This window comes from Geobacter sp. (assembly GCA_009684525.1).
Classification (GTDB): domain Bacteria; phylum Desulfobacterota; class Desulfuromonadia; order Geobacterales; family DSM-12255; genus Geoanaerobacter.
The window spans coordinates 150,325-168,611 of record WKKR01000001.1 but is presented as its reverse complement, the minus strand read 5'-3'; the positions used below and the strand labels follow the sequence as shown (position 1 = coordinate 168,611).

Genomic DNA, 18,287 nt, shown 5'->3' with positions numbered 1-18,287 from the left:
ACAGTCCCTCAAGGTAATCCGTCATTTTTAGCATAACTGTTACATGTAACGGACCAGCCATCCTTTTCACACAAGGCACCATTACCATCGAACATCCCGCTCCCCCTGAATTTTTCGGCAACCTTTCTGAAATGGAAACCGTATATGGCATAGGTTATTGCCAGTGGGAACAGCCGCGGTTTTCTGATGAGAGCCCAAAAAAAGAGTTTCCAGTAATGAAAACGTTCCCTTCCGATAACCCCCAGGAAAAGGATCGATTTGAAAAGCGCCCCGACATACCCTCGCTGGAGGTGATATTTTCCCAGATGCATCGGTTGGTACTCTGTAAGAAGCCTGATCACTCGCGGATAGTAGTTTTTGGGTGAGTAGATAGAATCGAGAATGGATCGGTAGCCATCAATGAGGGCTTTGACCTCCATCCTCGGAATGAAATTGAGATGACTGTCCATGTTGTTGCCGGTATCATCGCCCAGAAGTCTCCCCTCCTGTGCCATGCGCTGATAAAGCCTGGTACCGCGGATGGCTGAAAGCAGGCCGACCATGGCAGTGACGATGCCGCTCTCCTGGATAAAGAGAATCTGACGGTCGAAGATAGATGGCGGATCACTGTCAAAGCCGACGATAAACCCTCCATGCACCTGCAAGCCAGCCCGCTGAATGCTCTTGACAGATGCCAGCAGGTCGCGGTTCCTGTTTTGTACCTTGCCGCACTCGGCGTGGCTCTCTTCATAAGGTGTCTCGATGCCGATAAAGACCTCTTCGAAACCTGCCCTGACCATCAGTTCCATGAGTTGCGGGTCGTCGGCCAGATCGATGGATGCCTCGGTGTAAAAGTAGAAGGGGTGCTCTTTCTGTTCCATCCAGGTTATTATTGCAGGTAGAATTTCCTTTTTCAGTTTCCGCTTGTCGCCAATAAAGTTGTCGTCGACGAAAAATACCGCCCCACGCCATCCCCGGGAATACAGGCTGTCCAGTTCGTCAATCAACTGCTCCAGCTTTTTGCTCCTCGGCTTTCTCCCGAACAGTGCAGTGATGTCGCAAAACTCGCAATCAAAGGGACAACCCCGGCAATACTGGATGTTCATGGCGGCATAGTTTCTGACATCAATCAGTTCCCAGAGCGGAATGGGGGTGTCCACCAAGTCTGCCCACCGCTCGTCGGCATAGAGATGTCGTGCCTCACCATTACAAAGGTCTGCCAGGAATGGAGGGAGAGTCAGTTCCGCTTCGCCGAGGACCAGGTGGTCCACATCTGGGAAATCCTCATGGCATGCGGTAAAGAGGGGGCCACCGGCAACGGTCTTTACGGCAAGCTGCCGGCAACGGGAGATCACCTGCTGCGCAGATTCCAACTGGACCGTCATGGCGCTGATAAATACGTAATCCGCCCATGCCAGGTCTGCATCAGCAAGGGGGCGAACGTTCATGTCGACAAGCCTTTTATCCCATTCTTTCGGTAGCATGGCAGCTACCGTCAGCAGACCAAGCGGTGGAAAGCTCGCCTTTTTGCCAATGAATTTCAAAGCATGCCGAAAGCTCCAGAAGGTATCCGGATAGTGGGGATACACGAGAAGTATCTTCATATGACTGCTCCAGAAACGGCCATTTCTCCTGAGTTGAATTCTGAGTGCAATTCTGTTTGTGAGTTTCTCTGTGGGGAGATACAGCAACTAAAATGCCAGGGGATACTTACGGCGTAATGCGTTGATTTCACGACTTAAAATGCTATAGCGCACATGAGATGAAGGGAAAGTTGTCATCGTAATCTGTTATATTTAACGATGCCGCCATATATGACGGGCATATCTCATTTTGAATTCACCCTGATTTTTTATAGTGCAGCAATTGAAATTATTGAATGTTCTCCTGATATGTTAACGGTGTGATTGGGATAATCATAAATTCAGACTGTATTACCTCCCATCGAAGAATCCCGCAGCATGTTGAAGTTCCGCCAAATATTGAGGCGTATCGAAATCAATCATGATTTACTGATGTCCCGGTTATCCTCTTCTGTCAACCTAACGCGGTGTTATTAAAGGCGAATTGAAGCTTCTGATCCTGCATTAGGTTCTTGGCATCCCAATTGCCTTACAAGTGAATATCTAGATGAGAGTAGCGGCACAAGTTACACATCCGTCTCCAAAAGGAGATTGTTATGCTGTGGACAATTTGCGTGGTCCTGATAGTGATGTGGCTGTTGGGTATGGTTAATTCATATACCATGGGTGGGTTGATTCATATTTTGCTCGTAATTGCCATTATTGTGGTGCTCGTAAGAGTCATTCAAGGGCGAAAGATCCTGTAGACATCCTGACAGACTATGAATATTCAACGACATATCAGCGAAATGTGGGGCAAAAATGGAAACTGGCAAAGTTAAGAGCCTGTCAGTATTTGACAAACATCAGAGCAGAGTCGAAGTTCCGTTGCAGGCAAAAACGACTCACGTGCATTCTTCCCGAACCAGGGAAGAAGGACTGAGGCTTGTCCATGAATTTGAAGCCCGCCAGATCGAACTGGAGACGCAAATCCTGAAGCTATGCAAAGCCAAGGAAGGGGTTGAGAAAACGTTGAGATTGTATACTGATCTCTTCGATTTTTCCCCGGTCGGCTATTTTACCATCACCCGAAACGGTAAGATCCGCAACGTGAACCGCACTGGCGCCGGCCTTGTCGGAAGTGAGCCATACAAACTTTCTGGCAGCAGCTTCATGAGGTTGGTCAAAGATGAATACCGGACAGAAATCAAATCGTTCCTCAACTTAGCCTTTGCAAGTCGGCGCAAAGAGACCTGCGAAGCGGTGCTCCTCGATAAAGAGAACCTTCCTCGCTATGTACAGATCGAAGCAAAGATCAATGATTCGGGCCAGGCGTGCCACCTCGTCTTGATTGACATATCAGATCGCATAGAGCCACCAGCCGTGTACACACCCGGTTATACGGCCGAGGATGAATACGCCCTTATGGAAACCAACCTGTATAACGCCGGGAACAACAAGCTGATCTGGTCTGCTGCGTCCGAGACCGAGATTTTCGGTTCGAACCAGGACCAGATTAAATCTTATATAGGCGTCATGGTGGACGCCATGTCTGACCAGGAACTATTGAGGTGACGATTATGGGGATCTCGACCAGAAAGCAGCAATTAGCCCCATATGACCGCTCTCATCGGTTTTGCTTTTGTCATTGGCAGCACTGCATGGGTACTTATTGTCGTTGGAGTGCACACCATCATGATGATCTCGATAGTCATACGTGCAGGGGGTGTGATCTTGACCGGGATAACGCGTACCCTTTCTAAGGACAACCCCGGTCTTGCACAAGCAATCCCTCAGATTGACGCCACCAGGGCGGAAACTATCTACCGGCTCACCTGTCTGTCCGTACAGGCGAAATGCATGCCCACGTATAATGGAGACACCCGCATGATGTACCTGAGAATGCTGTTTATAGCCGGCTGCTTCTTGTTGTTGACAGTGCCAAGTCGCGCAGCAGATGACGACTACGGTTATCCGATCTCGGGATCGTATGAAGCCACCATCCTCGGGACCCCGGCAAACCTCATGGCTGAGTTCCCTGCAAAGATGCGGGTTCGGCAGCTTGTGCTCGATGTAATCCCGGACCGGCAGAAACCGCCGATCTTCTTTTACGATAAGGGATTGCATTGCACCTTCGCCTACCAGGAGAAGAAGGCGCCGCTGGTCTTTCTGATCGCCGGAGCCGGCGCCAGCGACCGGGCCCCGAAGCTTTTGACCATGATGAAGGCCCTCTACCAGGCTGGCTTTCATGTCATCACCCTGCCGTCGTCGTCCCATGCAAACTTCATAGTCAGTGCCTCACAAAACAACATCCCCGGAGATCTGACCGAGGACGCCGCAGACCTGTACCGGGTTATGGAGATCGCCTGGAAAGAGGTAGAAGATGACATTGAGGTATCATCCTTCCACCTGTGCGGCTACAGCCTAGGCGCTACCCAGGCCGCCTTCGTGGCGAAGCTGGACGAAGAGCGAAAGGTCTTCAACTTTCGCAGGGTGCTCATGATTAACCCCGCGGTAAGCCTCTACAATTCTGCTGCAAGGATCGAAGAACTCCTGAAACGGATACCCGGAGGAGCCAAGAAGCAAGGCATCTTTTTCAATAAGATGCTGATAAAATTCAGCCAATTCTACCGGTATGGCAATTTTGTTGCCCTCAACGATGATTTTCTCTACTCGATCTACACGGAGAAGCTCTTCTCCCGTGAGGAAACCGGTGGATTGATCGGTCTCACCTACCGCATCAACCTGGCAGGCATGATCTTCTCCTCCGACGTGATGACCAACAGTGGCTACGTCGTCCCGAAGAACCGGGTCCTGAGCCCCACCGATTCCCTTTTCGATTATTTTCTGGTCTCCACCCACCTGAGCTTCTTCGACTATTTCAACGAGTACCTTTATCCCCATTTCCAGAAGCGTCGACCGGGACTCACCAAGCAGGAGCTCATCGACACCCTGGGCTTCAAAAGTATCGAGGGGTACCTGAAGTCGTCTGCCAAATTCGGCGTCATGACCAACGAAAACGACTTCATCCTTACCAAGGCGGAGCTTGACTACCTCCGGCAGCTTTTTGGCGAACGGGCCAAGATCTACCCGCGTGGTGGCCATTTGGGCAACCTTGAGTATAAGGAAAACCTGGCCTACATGGTCGCTTTTTTTGAATAGGAGGGGCACTACAATGACTCTTACCCGATATGGATCCTGTAGTCGGGCCTTCTTCTTCCTGCTGCTGTCGGTGTCTTTGCTCGGGTGCGCCTCAGCCAGGGTAAACAGTCCGGCCGAAGAACCGCCGATGCACTCGATCAGCGAGTTCAAGGACCAACGCTTCGCTGAGGTAGCCGATCCCTGGGAAGGGTTCAACCGGAGCATGTACCGGTTCAACTTTTACTTTGACAAATACCTGTTCCTCCCGGTCGTGAGCGGCTACGAGTATGTCACTCCCACCTTCCTGCAGGAACGCATCTCCGGCTTCTTCAACAACCTCGGGGAGATCCGGAATCTCACCAACAGCTTGTTCCAGTTCAAGGGAACTGAGTCGGCGACGACACTTGGCCGTTTCGTGACAAACAGTACCCTGGGGCTTGGCGGCCTGTTCGACCCTGCTACCAGCCTGGGACTGGAACGCCATGACGAGGATTTCGGCAAGACCCTTGGCTACTGGGGGGTAGACTCCGGACCCTACCTGGTGCTGCCGATATTTGGCCCCTCTTCCCTTCGCGACACAGGAGGTCTTGCAGTGGACAGCGGGATAACATACGGCATCTATACGGCGGTCGATCCGTTTGGGAGCTCCGACGACAGCTTCGCCATCGCCTCGGGGATAACAACCCTGGAGGTCATCGATGCGCGGCATCAGCAGACTTTCCGCTACTATGAGAGCGGCTACCCCTTCGAGTACTACATGGTCCGCTTCTTCTACCACGAGAAGCGCGAGATCGAAATCGGCAAACCGATTCCGACAGATTGACGTCGCCAGGGCGGAAAAGAACCCTTTCCAGATGAGAACTGCCTACCTGAAGGGTCCCGACATCTCCCACACCCCGATGGCGCTCAAAAACGGGACAGTATCCATTTACCCCGGCATGAAAATCCTGTTCATGTCCGGTTATACATCCGATGTGATCGCTCATCGAGGAGTTCTGGACGAAGGGGTGAACTTCATGCAGAAGCCATTCTCGATGTTGGATCTGTCCATCAAGGTACGGGAAGCTCTGAGTGAGCAGTGAAAACCATGCGGACCCTGATCGATCTCTTCGGGACGTTCGAAGCGCTGGGTGATAAAACCGCCTTTGTGAACCGCACCGGCATACGACGGCTGACGGTTTCTTATCGGGAGTTTCACGGACTTGCCCTGAAAATGGCCAACCTCTTGGCGCAACGTGGTGTGGCGGCGGGGGACAGGGTGCTGATCTGGGGGCCAAACTCTTCCTGGTGGGCAATAGCCTATTGGGGCATCATCATCCGTGGCGCAATCGCCGTCCCGGTGGACTTCATGTCCGATCTGGCACGCGCCGATTCCATCCGTGACCTCACGAAAACCAAGGTTGTCCTGCAGAGCCGCTTCAAGCCGGAGCGGATATCCGAAGGCGCTTCGATGCTGCTGGAAGATCTTCCCAATCTGCTGGAAGACATTAACCCCATCCACGAACTTGCATCCGTTGCACCCGAAGATACGGCGCAACTCATCTATACTTCCGGCACTACCGGCAACCCGAAGGGGGTCATCCTGACCCACAAAAACCTGGTCGCCAACGTGATCCAGATAAACCTGGCTGTACCGATCATTACCCCCGAGTTCAACTTCCTTTCCCTGCTGCCGCTATCCCACATGTTCGAACAGATGGGCGGTTTTTTTACCCCGCTCTACCATGGAGCGGCCATCGTGTATCTGCGCACTCTCAAGCCCTCCGCGATCATGGAAGCGCTGGGCGAAGAGGACATCTACATCATCATGTCCGTTCCCCGCCTGATGCAGCTGCTCAAAACGACCATCGAGCGGGAAATTGAAGATAAGCACCTCTCCGGCCTGTTTCGATCGTTAACGAAGCTCGCAACAAGGCTCCCGAAAGGGGTGCGCCGAGCCCTCTTCTACCCGGTACAAAGCAAGTTCGGCCCCGATTTCACTGCCTTCGTCTCAGGCGGCGCACCACTGGATCCGGAGGTTTTCAATTTCTGGAATAGCATGGGATTCACCGTTCTGGAGGGATATGGCCTCACCGAAACCTCGCCCGTGCTCTGCGTCAACACCATGGACCGACAGGTAGCAGGTTCGGTTGGCCCTCCCCTGCCGGGGGTTCAATTGAGGGTCGAGGAAAGAGAGGTCCTGGTGCGCGGGGATAATGTCTTTCCCGGCTACTACGAGAATGAACAGGCCAGCCGCGAGGCCTTCACTGACGACGGTTGGTTTCGGACCGGAGACCTCGGGGAGATCGCTCCGCACGGCGGGCTGATCATCAAGGGGAGGGATAAGGAACTGATTGTCACCGGTGCCGGGGTCAATGTCTATCCCGACGAACTGGAGGCGGTGCTGAACAAGATCAGTGGGGTGAAGGAGTCGTGCGTCATCGGTGTGGATCGGGGAGGAGGCGAAGAGGTGCATGCTGTGCTGCTCCTGGACGGAAGCGGCAAAGCGCCCGAAGAGATCATTGCCCAGGCGAACCGTAGTCTGGATACTCTGCACCAGATTACCGGTTCCACTATCTGGAACGAGCCGGAATTTCCCAAGACCACAACCCTCAAGATCAAAAAATTCGCGGTGAAGGAAGAGTTGAAAAAGGGGCCGGAGGAAAGTGATGCAGGCATCAGCCGGGACAGACTGCTCAACCTGCTTGCCAAGGTGACCGGTACGGGTGCCGCTCAAATCCGGGAGGAGTCCTTGCTGGTGGCCGACCTGGGCCTTACCTCCATCGACCGGGTCGAATTGGTCAGTTTCCTGGAACAGGAATACCGGCTGGATATCGAGGACTCACAGATCGGTCCGCAAACACGGGTCTCGGACCTGCGCCAGATTATCGCAAAACGGGAAAAACCGATCCGGCACGACCATTTCCGGTTCTGGACCAATGCCGGTTTCTTCAGGAATGTGCGAAGGGCCTGGGATACCCTGTTTCACGGCCCCTTGTTTCGCCGCTTCGTCACACTCGAAGTACAAGGGATCGATAAGCTGCAAAACCTGGCCGGACCGGTTTTTTTCGTGGCCAATCACCTGAGTTACCTGGATCAACCGGCTGTCATGTTCGCGCTCCCGCCGAAGATCCGTAACAGAACCGCCACTGCTGCCTGGGAAGAGTTCTTCTTCGGTGACTACCATGGGATCGACCGGATCTTGAGGCGCCTGAGCTATGAGTACGCTACCGTATTGCTCAACCTCTTTCCCCTGCCCCAGTCACAAGGGTTCAGCGGCTCGCTCGCCCACATGGGAAGACTTGCCGATGCCGGCGTTAACATCCTGATCTTCCCGGAAGGGGGGCATTCAAGGGACGGCACGATGCAGCCCTTCCAGTTGGGTTTGGGAATCATGGTCAAGGAGTTGGGGATTCCGGTAGTGCCGATAAAAATCAGCGGAACCGATCAGGTTCTTCCGCACGATGGCAAGTTTCCAAAACAGGGCAAGGTGACGATAACCTTCGGAGAACCGCGGCGGTTTCGCTACGAGGAACCACCGGAGATCGTGGAGCAGACGCGGCTGGCAGTGGAGAAACTCTGAAAATCAGGATGACAAAGCTGCAAAAAGCTAATCTAAACAAGGAGGCACACAATGAGCTCGATAACGACGCAAGACGGTACACAGATCTATTACAAGGACTGGGGCAGCGGACAGCCCGTTGTCTTCAGCCATGGTTGGCCACTGAGCGCGGACGCCTGGGAAGACCAGATGGTTTTTCTGAGTGACCATGGATACCGCTGCATTGCCCATGACCGTCGCGGCCATGGCCGGTCGAGCCAGCCTTGGAACGGCAACGACATGGATACATACGCCGCCGACCTCGCGGCCCTTGTCGAAGCACTCGACGTAAAGAACGCGATCCATGTCGGTCACTCAACGGGTGGCGGTGAAGTTGCCCGCTATATTGGCCGCTACGGCACGAAACGTGTGGCCAAGGCCGTGCTGATCGGCTCGGTAACTCCGCTCATGCTGAAGACAGCCGAAAATCCCGGGGGGTTGCCGACAGAGGCTTTCGACCAGATCCGCACAGGGGTCCTCGCCGACCGCTCGCAGTTCTTCAAGGATCTCACCATTCCGTTCTACGGTGCCAACAGGCCACATGCCAAGGTCTCGCAAGGCCTTCGGGATTCGTTCTGGCTCCAGGGAATGCAGGCCGGGTTCAAAGGCGTTTTCGATTGCATCAAGGCCTTCTCCGAAACAGACTTCACGAAAGATCTCGAAAAGTTCGACGTCCCGACACTGATACTTCACAGTGATGACGACCAGATAGTGCCGATTGGCGCTTCGGCCATGCTCTCGTCCAAGCTCGTCAAAGGCGCCACGCTGAAGATTTATCCGGGTGCGCCTCACGGGATGTGCTCGACCCACAAGGGGGAGGTCAACGAGGACCTGCTCGCTTTCATCAAGGCTGAGACAACCAGGTAACCCGGCCATGCATGAAGGGGGTAATCGGGATTTAGCGTGAACAGCACTCCGGTTGAAGCAGACACGAGAAAAGGGGTCAATAAGTGAATGCAGGGCCGATCTCTACTCCCTACCGCCACTACGCTCTGGGGCTCCTTGTGGCGGTGAACCTGCTCAACTACATCGACAGGCAGGTGCTTTTTGCGGTATTCCCCCTGATCAAGATCGACCTGCGTCTCACCGATACGGAGCTTGGGTTTCTCGGGAGCTCCTTCATGCTCAGTTATCTGCTCTTCGCCCCGCTCTTCGGTTGGCTCGGAGACCAGTGGAGCCGAACCAGACTGGCTGCAGGAGGACTCGTTGTCTGGAGTCTGGCCACTGCCCTGGGCGGACTTGCTGGCGGCTACCGGACCCTGCTGGCAGCCCGGGCTACAGTCGGAGTCGGTGAGGCGAGTTTCGGCACTGTATCGCCAGGTCTCGTCGCCGACTTCTTCCCGAAGGAGCGCCGCGGCCGGATTCTTGCCTGGTTTTATGTTGCCATTCCTGTTGGCAGCGCGCTGGGCTATCTCCTTGGAGGGGTGCTGGGACAGAGGTACGGCTGGCATGCTGCTTTTCTCTTGGTCGGCGTGCCGGGCCTCTTGCTGGCTATCCCCATCGCCCTGTTGCGCACCCCTCCCCGCGGCGGCGACGATGCACCGTCGCAGCCTCCGGGAGGAAAGGTTTTCAAAGAATACGCCGCCTTGTTCAGAAATCGCTCGTTTGTTTACAATACCCTTGCCATGGCGGCGATGACCTTCGCCATAGGGGGGCTTGCACAGTGGATCCCCTCATTTCTGACCCGTGTGCATTCTCTGGATGTTGCAAAAGGGAATACCCTGTTCGGGGCGACCACGGTGCTGGCAGGGATATGTGGCACCATGGCAGGTGGCTGGCTTGGCGACCGCTGGCAAAAAAGTAATGGCAAGGGGTATCTGCTCATATCCGGCTGGGGGTTTCTTATCGGCACCCCCTTCGCCGTCTGGGCCATTCTCGCCCCCGGATTGATCTCCTGCATGGCCGCGATATGTATCGCCGAGTTTTTTCTCTTTCTCAACACCGGGCCGCTCAACACCGTCATCATCAATGTCACCAACCCTGCTGTTCGCGCCATGGCCTTTGCGGTCAACATCTTTTTCATTCACGCCCTGGGTGACGCCGTATCTCCCGCCATTCTCGGCTGGCTGTCCGACCAGTGGGGTCTGCGCAGCGCCCTCCTGATCACCCCGCTTGCCATGGTAGTGGCAGGCATCTTCTGTTTCATCAGCGGCAGATTCGTGGTGGAGGATATGGTTCAAGCCGAGGGATAACTTGGTACAGTCGATTTATCACCTTTGAAGACCCCATCAAAGCTTCCCTCAACATATTGAGGTTCCACCAGATATTGAGGGCAATCGGAAATCTCAATCTATCCGGATAGTCACTTAGATCAACCTAACGCACTGTTACTCAAGATTTAATTGTGTTTGTTGCATTACCGTCAGTTATTGGCAGGTTAATTGCCTTGTCATAACGTGATGATGAAGACTTTCGGAGTACCTGCCAAGATGGATGTTAGTGCAAGGCAGAAATACTCGCACCTAAAGGAGAACACATGAAACTCAGACACCACTCATTCGCCGTATGTACCTTCCTTCTACTCGGCACTGCCGCCTTCATGGGGGGGTGTGCAACTACAGGCACGGAGCGATCCGTCAAAACCTCCAACTCGATACAGGATGTGGAAGTAGAGATCAGAAAAATGATCGTCCAGATCGATGCCACGGGTACATCGCTTGATGCCTTGGTTTATCCGGCAAACCCTGATCTCAAAAAATCTTTCGATTCATATTCGGACAATGTCGTCAAGCTTGATAACGAGGGTAAAAAGGTGCTCAATCGCATTGAGGAGATGAAGGCACGAAGCAATGAGTATTTTGCAGAGTGGGAAAAACAGGGAGATACCTTCACCAATCCCGATATCCGCGAACTCAGCGCAGAACGCCGCAATAACCTGGCGCAAATCTATGCGCAGGTACCGGCAAAAGGCGCAGGAATCAAACGGGCATACAATGATTACCTGATTGACCTGAAGGAAATCCAGAAGTACCTGTCTAACGACTTAACGCCAAAAGGTATCGAAGCCATTACGCCCGTTGCCCAGAAATCCATCCAGGACCGTGAGGCCTTGAAGGAATCCATCAAACCGGTAATTGTTGCGCTGGATGATATCAAGGCAGAACTGTATAAAGAGAAGAAATAGGCACAGAATCGTCACCAGATCTCGCGCAGGGTGGTGACAAATACGTTTGCAGAGTGCAGCTCGTGTCACACCCGGAAACACCGGATGTGACACGAGCAGTTTCGGTTGTACGAACGGCAGCACTTTTCTAGCCGGTCCCGGAATCTTCAACCCTGTTCCTCCTTGTCTTTGGGCTGGCCGGATCGAAGGCATTCCGTAAAATGGTCAAGACAGCCTGACCCTAAAGACGTTTGGTTCAACGAGGAGGCAACTATATGTCATTGATAATTTATCTCGTCGGGTTTGCTTTTGTCATAGGTGGCATAGCGTGGGCACTTGTTGTCGCGAAAGTGAGTGCAAACTACGTGATGATTTCGGTTGTCATACTCATTGGCATCGGGATCTTGACCGGAGTGACTCGTACCCGTACGAAGGACTGAACCGGGATATTCTAAATTACCAGGATTTAAGGAGAAACAGACCGGCAGTATGAAGCAGACGGTTACCGCAAAGACCATGACTCCTGCACAACGGTTTGGGTTGCGAGGGAACTTTCCGGTCAGTCGGTCGTGGTACATACCTACCGGGCCAGGGTGAAGGTTCGACCGATAAGAGAAATCCCTATATAGCCGCGTAATTCCAATCGTTCAGGTGATGCCAGGAACATTTTACACTTGTAGCTCTTGCCGGTTTCAGGATCGTAGCAGATCCCGTTCCCCCACCGGTTGCCACCTTTGGGAGTGAGCCCTTTCATTACCTGAAGACCGAGAATCGGGCGATTCCGCAGCGAAGGGTTGGGGTTTTTCCTGTCGACCTTGGTTTTCCCGACTGGCCCATCCTTGCTATCGATGTATTTCGGTTGCTTCAGCCAGACTATTTTCCCGCAGATTCTCTCTCCGCACCGGAATAATTCCAACCGCGAATCGCCACCATCGGTTTTCCACAACCCGAGGACGCCACTCGGGCCGGCACCGAACGCGGTTGCCGCCGTCAGTAGAGCTATAGCCAAGAGCGTACAAACCTTCATGAATCTCCTCCGGAACGCAACCCCTCCCTCGTGAGGAATCGCACCCATCCCCTGATCGTTGTTCCGTCGCTCATAAAGAGATCCTCCGCGTTGAATTGCTTAGGATTTCTCCATTAATTTCGCCGCTGACACTTTTGTTGGATTCTCCATGCAATTATTTCCAATGACTTACCTCCTCTGGGAAATAACTGTTTTCATTTGCGAAAAAATATGACAGTGCTCATGTTCTGCAGAGAACAAACATCGCAATTAACGAGCCAGAGAAGATCTGTGGATACGGCGAGTGCAATAGTCTGATTATGCGAGGGAAAATGGAAAGGAAGGATGCAGGTTGAAGGGAAAGCCGTCAGTGGCAGCCGCCACATTTAACAAAAACCGCCATATATGACAAACGCGTTTGACGTATCCCCCATTATTGCCGGTGGATGCCGTATTTCCTCATTCGGGCTCGAAGGGTGCTGGGGTTTAGCCCAAGGAGTATTGCCGCCCCTTTTTCCCCTTCGATCCGCCAACCGGTCTGCTGGAGCACCTGGCAGATGTGGTCGTGTTCAAGCTCGGCAAGGGCTTTGACGTCCTGCGCGACCAAACCCTCTGTTTTCTGGAACGTATCGAAGCGATCCAACACCTGAAGAACGGTTCCCTGGCTGGTTATTACCGCCCGCTCGATGACACTTTCCAGCTCCCGCACATTGCCGGGCCAGTGGTATTCCTGCAGGGCGTTCAGGGTCTCCTGTGATACGGTATTGATCTTCTTGCCACTTTTCTTGTTGAACTTGGCGACAAAATGATTGACGAGCAACGGGATGTCATCCTTGCGCTGCCGGAGTGGCGGGATCGTGATGGGAAACACATTGATCCGATAGAAAAGGTCTTCCCTGAACCTGCCGTTAAGAATCTCTTCTTTCAGGTTCCGGTTGCTGGCCGCGATGATCCGGACATTCACCTTGATGGTACGGGGTCCCCCCAGTCGCTCGAACTCGCCGTCCTGAATGACCCGGAGCAGCTTGCATTGCATATCCATCGGCATTTCACCGATTTCGTCCAGAAAAATGGTACCGCCATCGGCCAGCTCGAAGCGTCCGATCTGTCGGGAATCGGCTCCGGTGAACGCACCTCGTTCTCGCCCAAAGAGCTCGCTTTCGATGAGGTTCGCCGGCAATGACGTGCAGTTGACCGTGATCATTGGCCGGTCCTTGCGAACACTGCGTGTGTGGATGGCACGCGCGATCACCCCCTTGCCGACACCAGTCTCGCCGAGAAGAAGTACTGTCGCGTCCATGGGCGCCACCTGCTCGACCCGTAAAAACACATTCGAAATGGCTTTGCTTTGACCTATTATCTCACCGAAATTGTACTCCTCGGCAACTTCATGCTGCAGGTAGACGTTCTCGGCCTCGAGCCGGTTTTGTAACTGTTTGATTTCCGCCAATGCTGCCTTGAGAGACTCTTCTCCCCTCTTCCGTTCGGCTACTTCCTCCGTCAGCTGCAGATTGGCAATGGACAGGTCTTTCGTACGCTCAAGAACCAGCAGTTCCAGGTTTGTATGTGCTTTAAGCAACTCATCTTCCAGATGTTTGCGAACCGTAGCATCAATAATTGAAGTAAGGATAAACGGAGCTTTATCTTTTGTAGATATCGCTACACTCTGAAGCTGGCCATGGACCACAACACCTTCGCTCCCCAATAGCTTGATTTCGCATCTCAGAATAACCTCCCGATGCAAAACACACTCGAGGTGCGTGGAAAAATCATCCTTGCCGGCTGCATCAGCGATAAAATTCGAAAAGGGCATGCCGATGAGACGTTTTTTTTCCATACCAAGCAGTTGCGCACCACTAAGGTTGACTTCCTGTATCACACCGCGTGCATCAAAGGTGAAATAACCTACGGGTGCAAAATCATAGAGTTCGGAATAGGTATTCCGCGATAGCTCCAGCTCATCCCTGGATTGGCGGAGTTCTTCGTTTTGCATCTCCAGTTCGATCTGGTGGACATCAAGCTCATGGACAAGCCGCTCCCTTTCATGCTCTGACCAGAGAGGTCGTTCTTTCGGTGCCTGATCCCTCAGGCGATCATGAGCGCGACGACGTAGTTCGGCGGCTTCTGACAGGTTTTCGTCTTTGTCGATTACCATAAATATCCCTCTATAATCGGCATTCCCATCCTATCGTCGAGAAGACTCTTGAAGCGTGAAGTAGAACGTTGCCCCTGCTCCCGGTTTGGCTTCGGCCCAAATTCGGCCGGAGTGTTTTTCAATTATCCGGTGAACTGTTGCCAGACCAATACCCGTCCCCTCGAATTCGTCATCATTTTGCTGTCTGCGAAACGGCAGAAAAATGTTATCCGCACACTCCATGTCGAACCCGGCTCCATTGTCCTTCACGTAATAGACATTCTCGCCTTCTACGACCCTTTTCCCAAACCTGACAGAGGCATCGGGTGTCTTTGAACTGAACTTGACAGCATTCCCGAGCAGGTTTCTCATGCATATTTCCAATAAATTCCGGTCACCTGTAGCTGTTACATTCGGATCGATCGAAACATGAACGAGGTTATCGCCGATGTTTTCGAGGATTTCCGCAACGATGTATTTTGCCATATCGGACAGGTTCAGCTTCTGCAGTTGGATTTCGGCACGGGAAAGCCGGTTCAAGGCAAGAAACGAGTCGATAACCACCCTTAAGCGGTTGCTGGCAGCTACTATGCGCCGGGCACAGTTAACGATGGACACTTTATCACCCACTTCTGCGATCTCAACCAACATATTGCCGAAACCTTCGAGGCGGGCGACTGGAGCCCTGAATTCATGCGAAATACCATAGCAGAACTGTTCCAGCTCTCTATTTATCCGCTCGAGTTCGATAGTGCGTTCTTTGACCCGGATTTCAAGTTCCTCCCGGGACCGGCAGAGCTCCGCGTTCTGCATTTCCAGCTCAACCTGGTGAACCTGCAGTTCGTGAAGAAGTTTCTGCATTTCATGTTCTGTATCGGGTGGCCATGCTTCTGGCTCCCGAGCTTGCAACTTTGCTTCTGCCCGGCGGCGCAGCTCGGTTGCGGTTGATTTGTTCATTTTATTGCTGTTCTCCATTACTTCTCCCCACTTTCAAGCTGGCGCTTGAGTCTGGCATTTTCCTCGCGCAGTTCCTGCTCCAAGGTCTTGGCCAAAGTGATATCAGCAAAGGTGATCACCACGCCGCCGATAACGTCCTCAGCGGTGCGATAGGGCATGATACGCACCGTAAACCAGCGGCCATCTTTAGCCGCGATCTGCTTTTCGGAAAAGTTCAGAGTCCGTAACACTCCCCGTGATTCTTCGGCCATTTCCGGATAGAGCAGGTCGCTCGTGATATCGGAAAGCGGCCTTCCCACATCACTCGGGATCAGTTTGAAGAGTTTGTTCGCTCCGGTTGTGAACCGCCGGATCTGGAGGTCATTGTCCAGGAAGACGGTGACAATCTCAGTGCTGTTGAGCAGGTTTCTCATGTCGTTGTTCATCCGCGAAAGTTCGTCCATTTTGGACTGTTGCTCGGCGTTCACCGTCTGCAGCTCTTCGTTCAGGGACTGCATCTCTTCCCTGGAGGTGGTCAGCTCCTCGTTGGTTGACTGCAGTTCTTCGTTGGTGGACTGCAACTCCTCGTTGGCGGATTTGAGCTCTTCCTGCGATGATTGCATCTCCTCGCGGGAAGCCTGCAGGGCTTCGCGGAGCTGCTGGATTTCCTGTTCCAGTTCGAGAACTCTGGCGTTGCCGGATAGAGCTGTCCTGGAACGGCTTGTTGATTTCTTGTTCTGAGGCGTTGCCACGTCGGTAAAGACGATCATCACCATTCCCCGCAGCGTCTCCGGCTCTTCAATCGCCTGGACCGTAACATCAACGGTCTGGGCTCCGCCGTTGGTCCCTACCTTGAGCCCCTTGACGGTAATCGTCTCTTTTTGCCTGAGAGCTTTCTGGAAGGCGTTTCCCAGGTCAAACCTGAGCCCTTCGCGGGCCATGGCAAAGATATTCCAGTTTGCCTTACCTGCCGCCGGTTCAAGATATTTTCCGGTCCGGCCGCTGATGTAGAGGATGTCGCCTTTATCGTTGACAAGGACGGCAGGCGGGGAAAAGTGCTGCAGCAGCAACTGGTCGGCAAGTGACTGGAGATTGGCGGCATATTTAACCATCGGTAACTCCTTGGGAACTCCCGGCAAAGCCGGGATAAACGAGGGGGGGAATGCTACCGGCTCGGTTGGCAGGATTGATTCGTGTTTCCGGAACAGCCTCGACTTGATGTCGAGCGGCGTAAAGTGATCCGGGAAGGAGCTGACGCTCTCCGCGCTCCCTAGGAACAGAACTCCGCCAGGTTTAAGGCTGTAGTGGAAGAGCGGCAGGAGCTTTTTCTGTAATTCCGGCGTCAGATAGATCAGAAGGTTGCGGCAGACGAGGAAGTCCAGCTTGGTAAAAGGGGGGTCCATGATTATGTTCTGCCGGGCAAAGGTAACCATCTCCCGGATCTCCTTGCAAATCCGGTAGTTGATCCCCTCCTGTACAAAATAGCGATCGAGGCGATCGGGAGACACGTCTGTGACGATGTTGGCAGGATAGAGCCCCTGGCGCGCCTTGTCGATGGCGTCTCGGTCCAGGTCGGTGGCAAATATCTGCAGGGTGAATTTCTCCAAGGGCTTGTTCTGTTCGAGAGATTCTTTGAAGGCAATAGCCAGCGAATAGGCTTCTTCTCCTGTGGAGCAGCCTGCTGACCAGGCCCGCAACTGCCCGCCGACCGGGTAGTTCTTCAGGAGCATCGGGATGACCTCATTTTTGAGTTGCTCCCATGCCAGTGGATCGCGAAAAAAGCTGGTCACGCCGATCAGCAGTTCCTTGAAAAGGATTTCCACCTCTTGGGAATTCCCCTGCAGGTAGCGGACATACCCCGCGATCCTGTTTATCTGGTGAATGCCCATACGTCGCTCAATCCGTCGGTACAAGGTGTTCTTCTTGTAAAGAGAGAAATCCTGACCCGTATTGGACCGCAGCAATATGATGATTTTTTCAAGGGAGCTCTGATCCTTCTCATCCAGTGAGAAATCCTCCTTGGGGATGATGAGGACATGCCGGAGATAGTCGATGATTTTCCCGGGGAGTTCCTCCGCCGGAGCTACCAGGTCGGCCAAACCAGCATCTATGACGCTCCTGGGCATGCTGTCGAACTTGGCAGAAGCAGGCTCCTGCACCAGGACGACGCCGGCCTTTTCCTTGATGACCCGCAAACCCGACGTGCCGTCCGAGCCCATTCCCGAGAGGATAACGCCAATGCTCCGTTCCTGCCGGTCCTCGGCAAGAGAGCGGAAGAAGAAATCTATCGGGAGACGAAGGCCGCGGGGTGCAGTCGGTTCGAACAGGTGCAACACGCCGTGCAGTATCGACATATCCTTGTTGGGGGGGATGACATAGACACTGTTGGGTTTCACCCTCATCCGGTCTTTGACCTGGAAAACCTCCATATCGGTGATGCGCTGGAGCAGTTCGGGCATGATACCCTTGTGTGTCGGATCAAGGTGCTGGATGATGACAAATGCGATGTCGCTCGCATGCGGCACATGGCGCAGGAACTGTTCCAGCGCCTCCAGACCGCCAGCAGAGGCACCGATGCCGACAATCGGGAAAGGAAGACTCTCTCGCCTCGACAGGGGCTCTTTCGGTGAAGAGTCAGCACGTTCATTTCCAGGTAATGTTTGTTGCTGTCGCTTTTTCATAAAGAGAGCAGTATATACAGAATAGTTATTAAATAACAGACATTAATAGTATAGCAGCGTTTTATCAAATAGCAGACGTTATGCCTGTAAGCAGCTGCTCCGATTCTCTACTGATAAAACTGACCGCAAGGTCGAATTTGTAAGAGAGATGGTGAGTCTATCTTG

The 18,287-nt window shown here is 53.2% G+C and carries 14 protein-coding genes and 1 pseudogene; 10 read left to right on the top strand and 5 right to left on the bottom strand.

The genetic code is table 11. The features are described 5' to 3' along the window. Positions 1–8 precede the first annotated feature (8 nt). A complete protein-coding gene (locus tag GJT30_00810; protein MSM38150.1) occupies positions 9–1,583 on the bottom strand; it encodes a DUF4070 domain-containing protein in 1,575 nt (524 codons plus the stop codon). Positions 1,584–2,158: 575 nt separating this feature from the next. Between GJT30_00810 and GJT30_00805 the strand changes: the two genes are divergently transcribed. The 10 genes and pseudogenes from GJT30_00805 to GJT30_00760 all read left to right on the top strand — a co-directional run bounded on the left by GJT30_00805 (position 2,159) and on the right by GJT30_00760 (position 11,604). Then, entirely contained in the window at positions 2,159–2,308 is a 150-nt protein-coding gene (locus GJT30_00805) for a lmo0937 family membrane protein (GenBank protein MSM38149.1), read from the top strand. A 55-nt stretch (positions 2,309–2,363) separates the two neighbouring features. Beyond that, positions 2,364–3,116: a PAS domain S-box protein gene (locus GJT30_00800; protein MSM38148.1), complete on the top strand. Its 753-nt coding sequence runs from the start codon at positions 2,364–2,366 to the stop codon at positions 3,114–3,116. A 1,142-nt stretch (positions 3,117–4,258) separates the two neighbouring features. Then, complete coding sequence (locus tag GJT30_00795) at positions 4,259–4,591, top strand: hypothetical protein (GenBank protein ID MSM38147.1); 333 nt, start codon at positions 4,259–4,261, stop codon at positions 4,589–4,591. A gap of 125 nt (positions 4,592–4,716) precedes the next feature. Next, complete coding sequence (locus GJT30_00790; protein ID MSM38146.1) at positions 4,717–5,505, top strand: VacJ family lipoprotein; 789 nt, start codon at positions 4,717–4,719, stop codon at positions 5,503–5,505. Between the two features lie 31 nt (positions 5,506–5,536). Then, positions 5,537–5,764: a hypothetical protein gene (locus tag GJT30_00785; protein ID MSM38145.1), complete on the top strand. Its 228-nt coding sequence runs from the start codon at positions 5,537–5,539 to the stop codon at positions 5,762–5,764. A gap of 5 nt (positions 5,765–5,769) precedes the next feature. Then, positions 5,770–8,244: an AMP-binding protein gene (locus GJT30_00780; protein ID MSM38144.1), complete on the top strand. Its 2,475-nt coding sequence runs from the start codon at positions 5,770–5,772 to the stop codon at positions 8,242–8,244. A 51-nt stretch (positions 8,245–8,295) separates the two neighbouring features. Beyond that, on the top strand, positions 8,296–9,129 hold the full coding sequence (locus GJT30_00775) for an alpha/beta fold hydrolase (GenBank protein MSM38143.1): 834 nt from the start codon (positions 8,296–8,298) through the stop codon (positions 9,127–9,129). Between the two features lie 83 nt (positions 9,130–9,212). Further along, positions 9,213–10,454 carry an MFS transporter gene (locus GJT30_00770; GenBank protein MSM38142.1) on the top strand — a complete coding sequence of 414 codons (1,242 nt, stop codon included), beginning with the start codon at positions 9,213–9,215 and terminating at the stop codon, positions 10,452–10,454. A 284-nt stretch (positions 10,455–10,738) separates the two neighbouring features. Further along, positions 10,739–11,386, top strand: coding sequence for a hypothetical protein (locus GJT30_00765; GenBank protein ID MSM38141.1), 648 nt, complete (start codon positions 10,739–10,741; stop codon positions 11,384–11,386). Between the two features lie 134 nt (positions 11,387–11,520). Continuing rightward, positions 11,521–11,604, top strand: a pseudogene (locus GJT30_00760) (PEP-CTERM sorting domain-containing protein). A gap of 341 nt (positions 11,605–11,945) precedes the next feature. On the opposite strand, the gene GJT30_00755 reads toward GJT30_00760, so the two are convergent. The 4 genes from GJT30_00755 to GJT30_00740 form a co-directional block, all read right to left on the bottom strand. Continuing rightward, the gene (locus GJT30_00755; GenBank protein ID MSM38140.1) at positions 11,946–12,440 is read right to left on the bottom strand and encodes a DUF2147 domain-containing protein; all 495 of its coding nucleotides are present in this window, start codon (positions 12,438–12,440) and stop codon (positions 11,946–11,948) included. 364 nt (positions 12,441–12,804) lie between these two features. Then, positions 12,805–14,364: a PAS domain S-box protein gene (locus GJT30_00750; protein ID MSM38139.1), complete on the bottom strand. Its 1,560-nt coding sequence runs from the start codon at positions 14,362–14,364 to the stop codon at positions 12,805–12,807. Positions 14,365–14,556: 192 nt separating this feature from the next. Next, on the bottom strand, positions 14,557–15,480 hold the full coding sequence (locus GJT30_00745) for a hypothetical protein (GenBank protein MSM38138.1): 924 nt from the start codon (positions 15,478–15,480) through the stop codon (positions 14,557–14,559). Next, positions 15,480–18,122 (bottom strand): chemotaxis protein CheB, encoded by a 2,643-nt coding sequence (locus tag GJT30_00740; GenBank protein MSM38137.1) that lies wholly within the window; start codon positions 18,120–18,122, stop codon positions 15,480–15,482. Before GJT30_00740 ends, GJT30_00745 begins: the two co-directional genes overlap by 1 nt. Positions 18,123–18,287 lie beyond the last annotated feature (165 nt).

Bases quoted from the DNA above. Each gene is read 5' to 3' on its own strand.
- GJT30_00810 (MSM38150.1), bottom strand. From the start codon at position 1,583: ATGAAGATACTTCTCGTGTATCCCCACTATCCGGATACCTTCTGGAGC.
- GJT30_00805 (MSM38149.1), top strand. From the start codon at position 2,159: ATGCTGTGGACAATTTGCGTGGTCCTGATAGTGATGTGGCTGTTGGGT.
- GJT30_00800 (MSM38148.1), top strand. From the start codon at position 2,364: ATGGAAACTGGCAAAGTTAAGAGCCTGTCAGTATTTGACAAACATCAG.
- GJT30_00790 (MSM38146.1), top strand. From the start codon at position 4,717: ATGACTCTTACCCGATATGGATCCTGTAGTCGGGCCTTCTTCTTCCTG.
- GJT30_00785 (MSM38145.1), top strand. From the start codon at position 5,537: ATGAGAACTGCCTACCTGAAGGGTCCCGACATCTCCCACACCCCGATG.
- GJT30_00780 (MSM38144.1), top strand. From the start codon at position 5,770: ATGCGGACCCTGATCGATCTCTTCGGGACGTTCGAAGCGCTGGGTGAT.
- GJT30_00775 (MSM38143.1), top strand. From the start codon at position 8,296: ATGAGCTCGATAACGACGCAAGACGGTACACAGATCTATTACAAGGAC.
- GJT30_00765 (MSM38141.1), top strand. From the start codon at position 10,739: ATGAAACTCAGACACCACTCATTCGCCGTATGTACCTTCCTTCTACTC.
- GJT30_00755 (MSM38140.1), bottom strand. From the start codon at position 12,440: ATGGGTGCGATTCCTCACGAGGGAGGGGTTGCGTTCCGGAGGAGATTC.
- GJT30_00750 (MSM38139.1), bottom strand. From the start codon at position 14,364: ATGCAAAACGAAGAACTCCGCCAATCCAGGGATGAGCTGGAGCTATCG.
- GJT30_00745 (MSM38138.1), bottom strand. From the start codon at position 15,480: ATGGAGAACAGCAATAAAATGAACAAATCAACCGCAACCGAGCTGCGC.
- GJT30_00740 (MSM38137.1), bottom strand. From the start codon at position 18,122: ATGAAAAAGCGACAGCAACAAACATTACCTGGAAATGAACGTGCTGAC.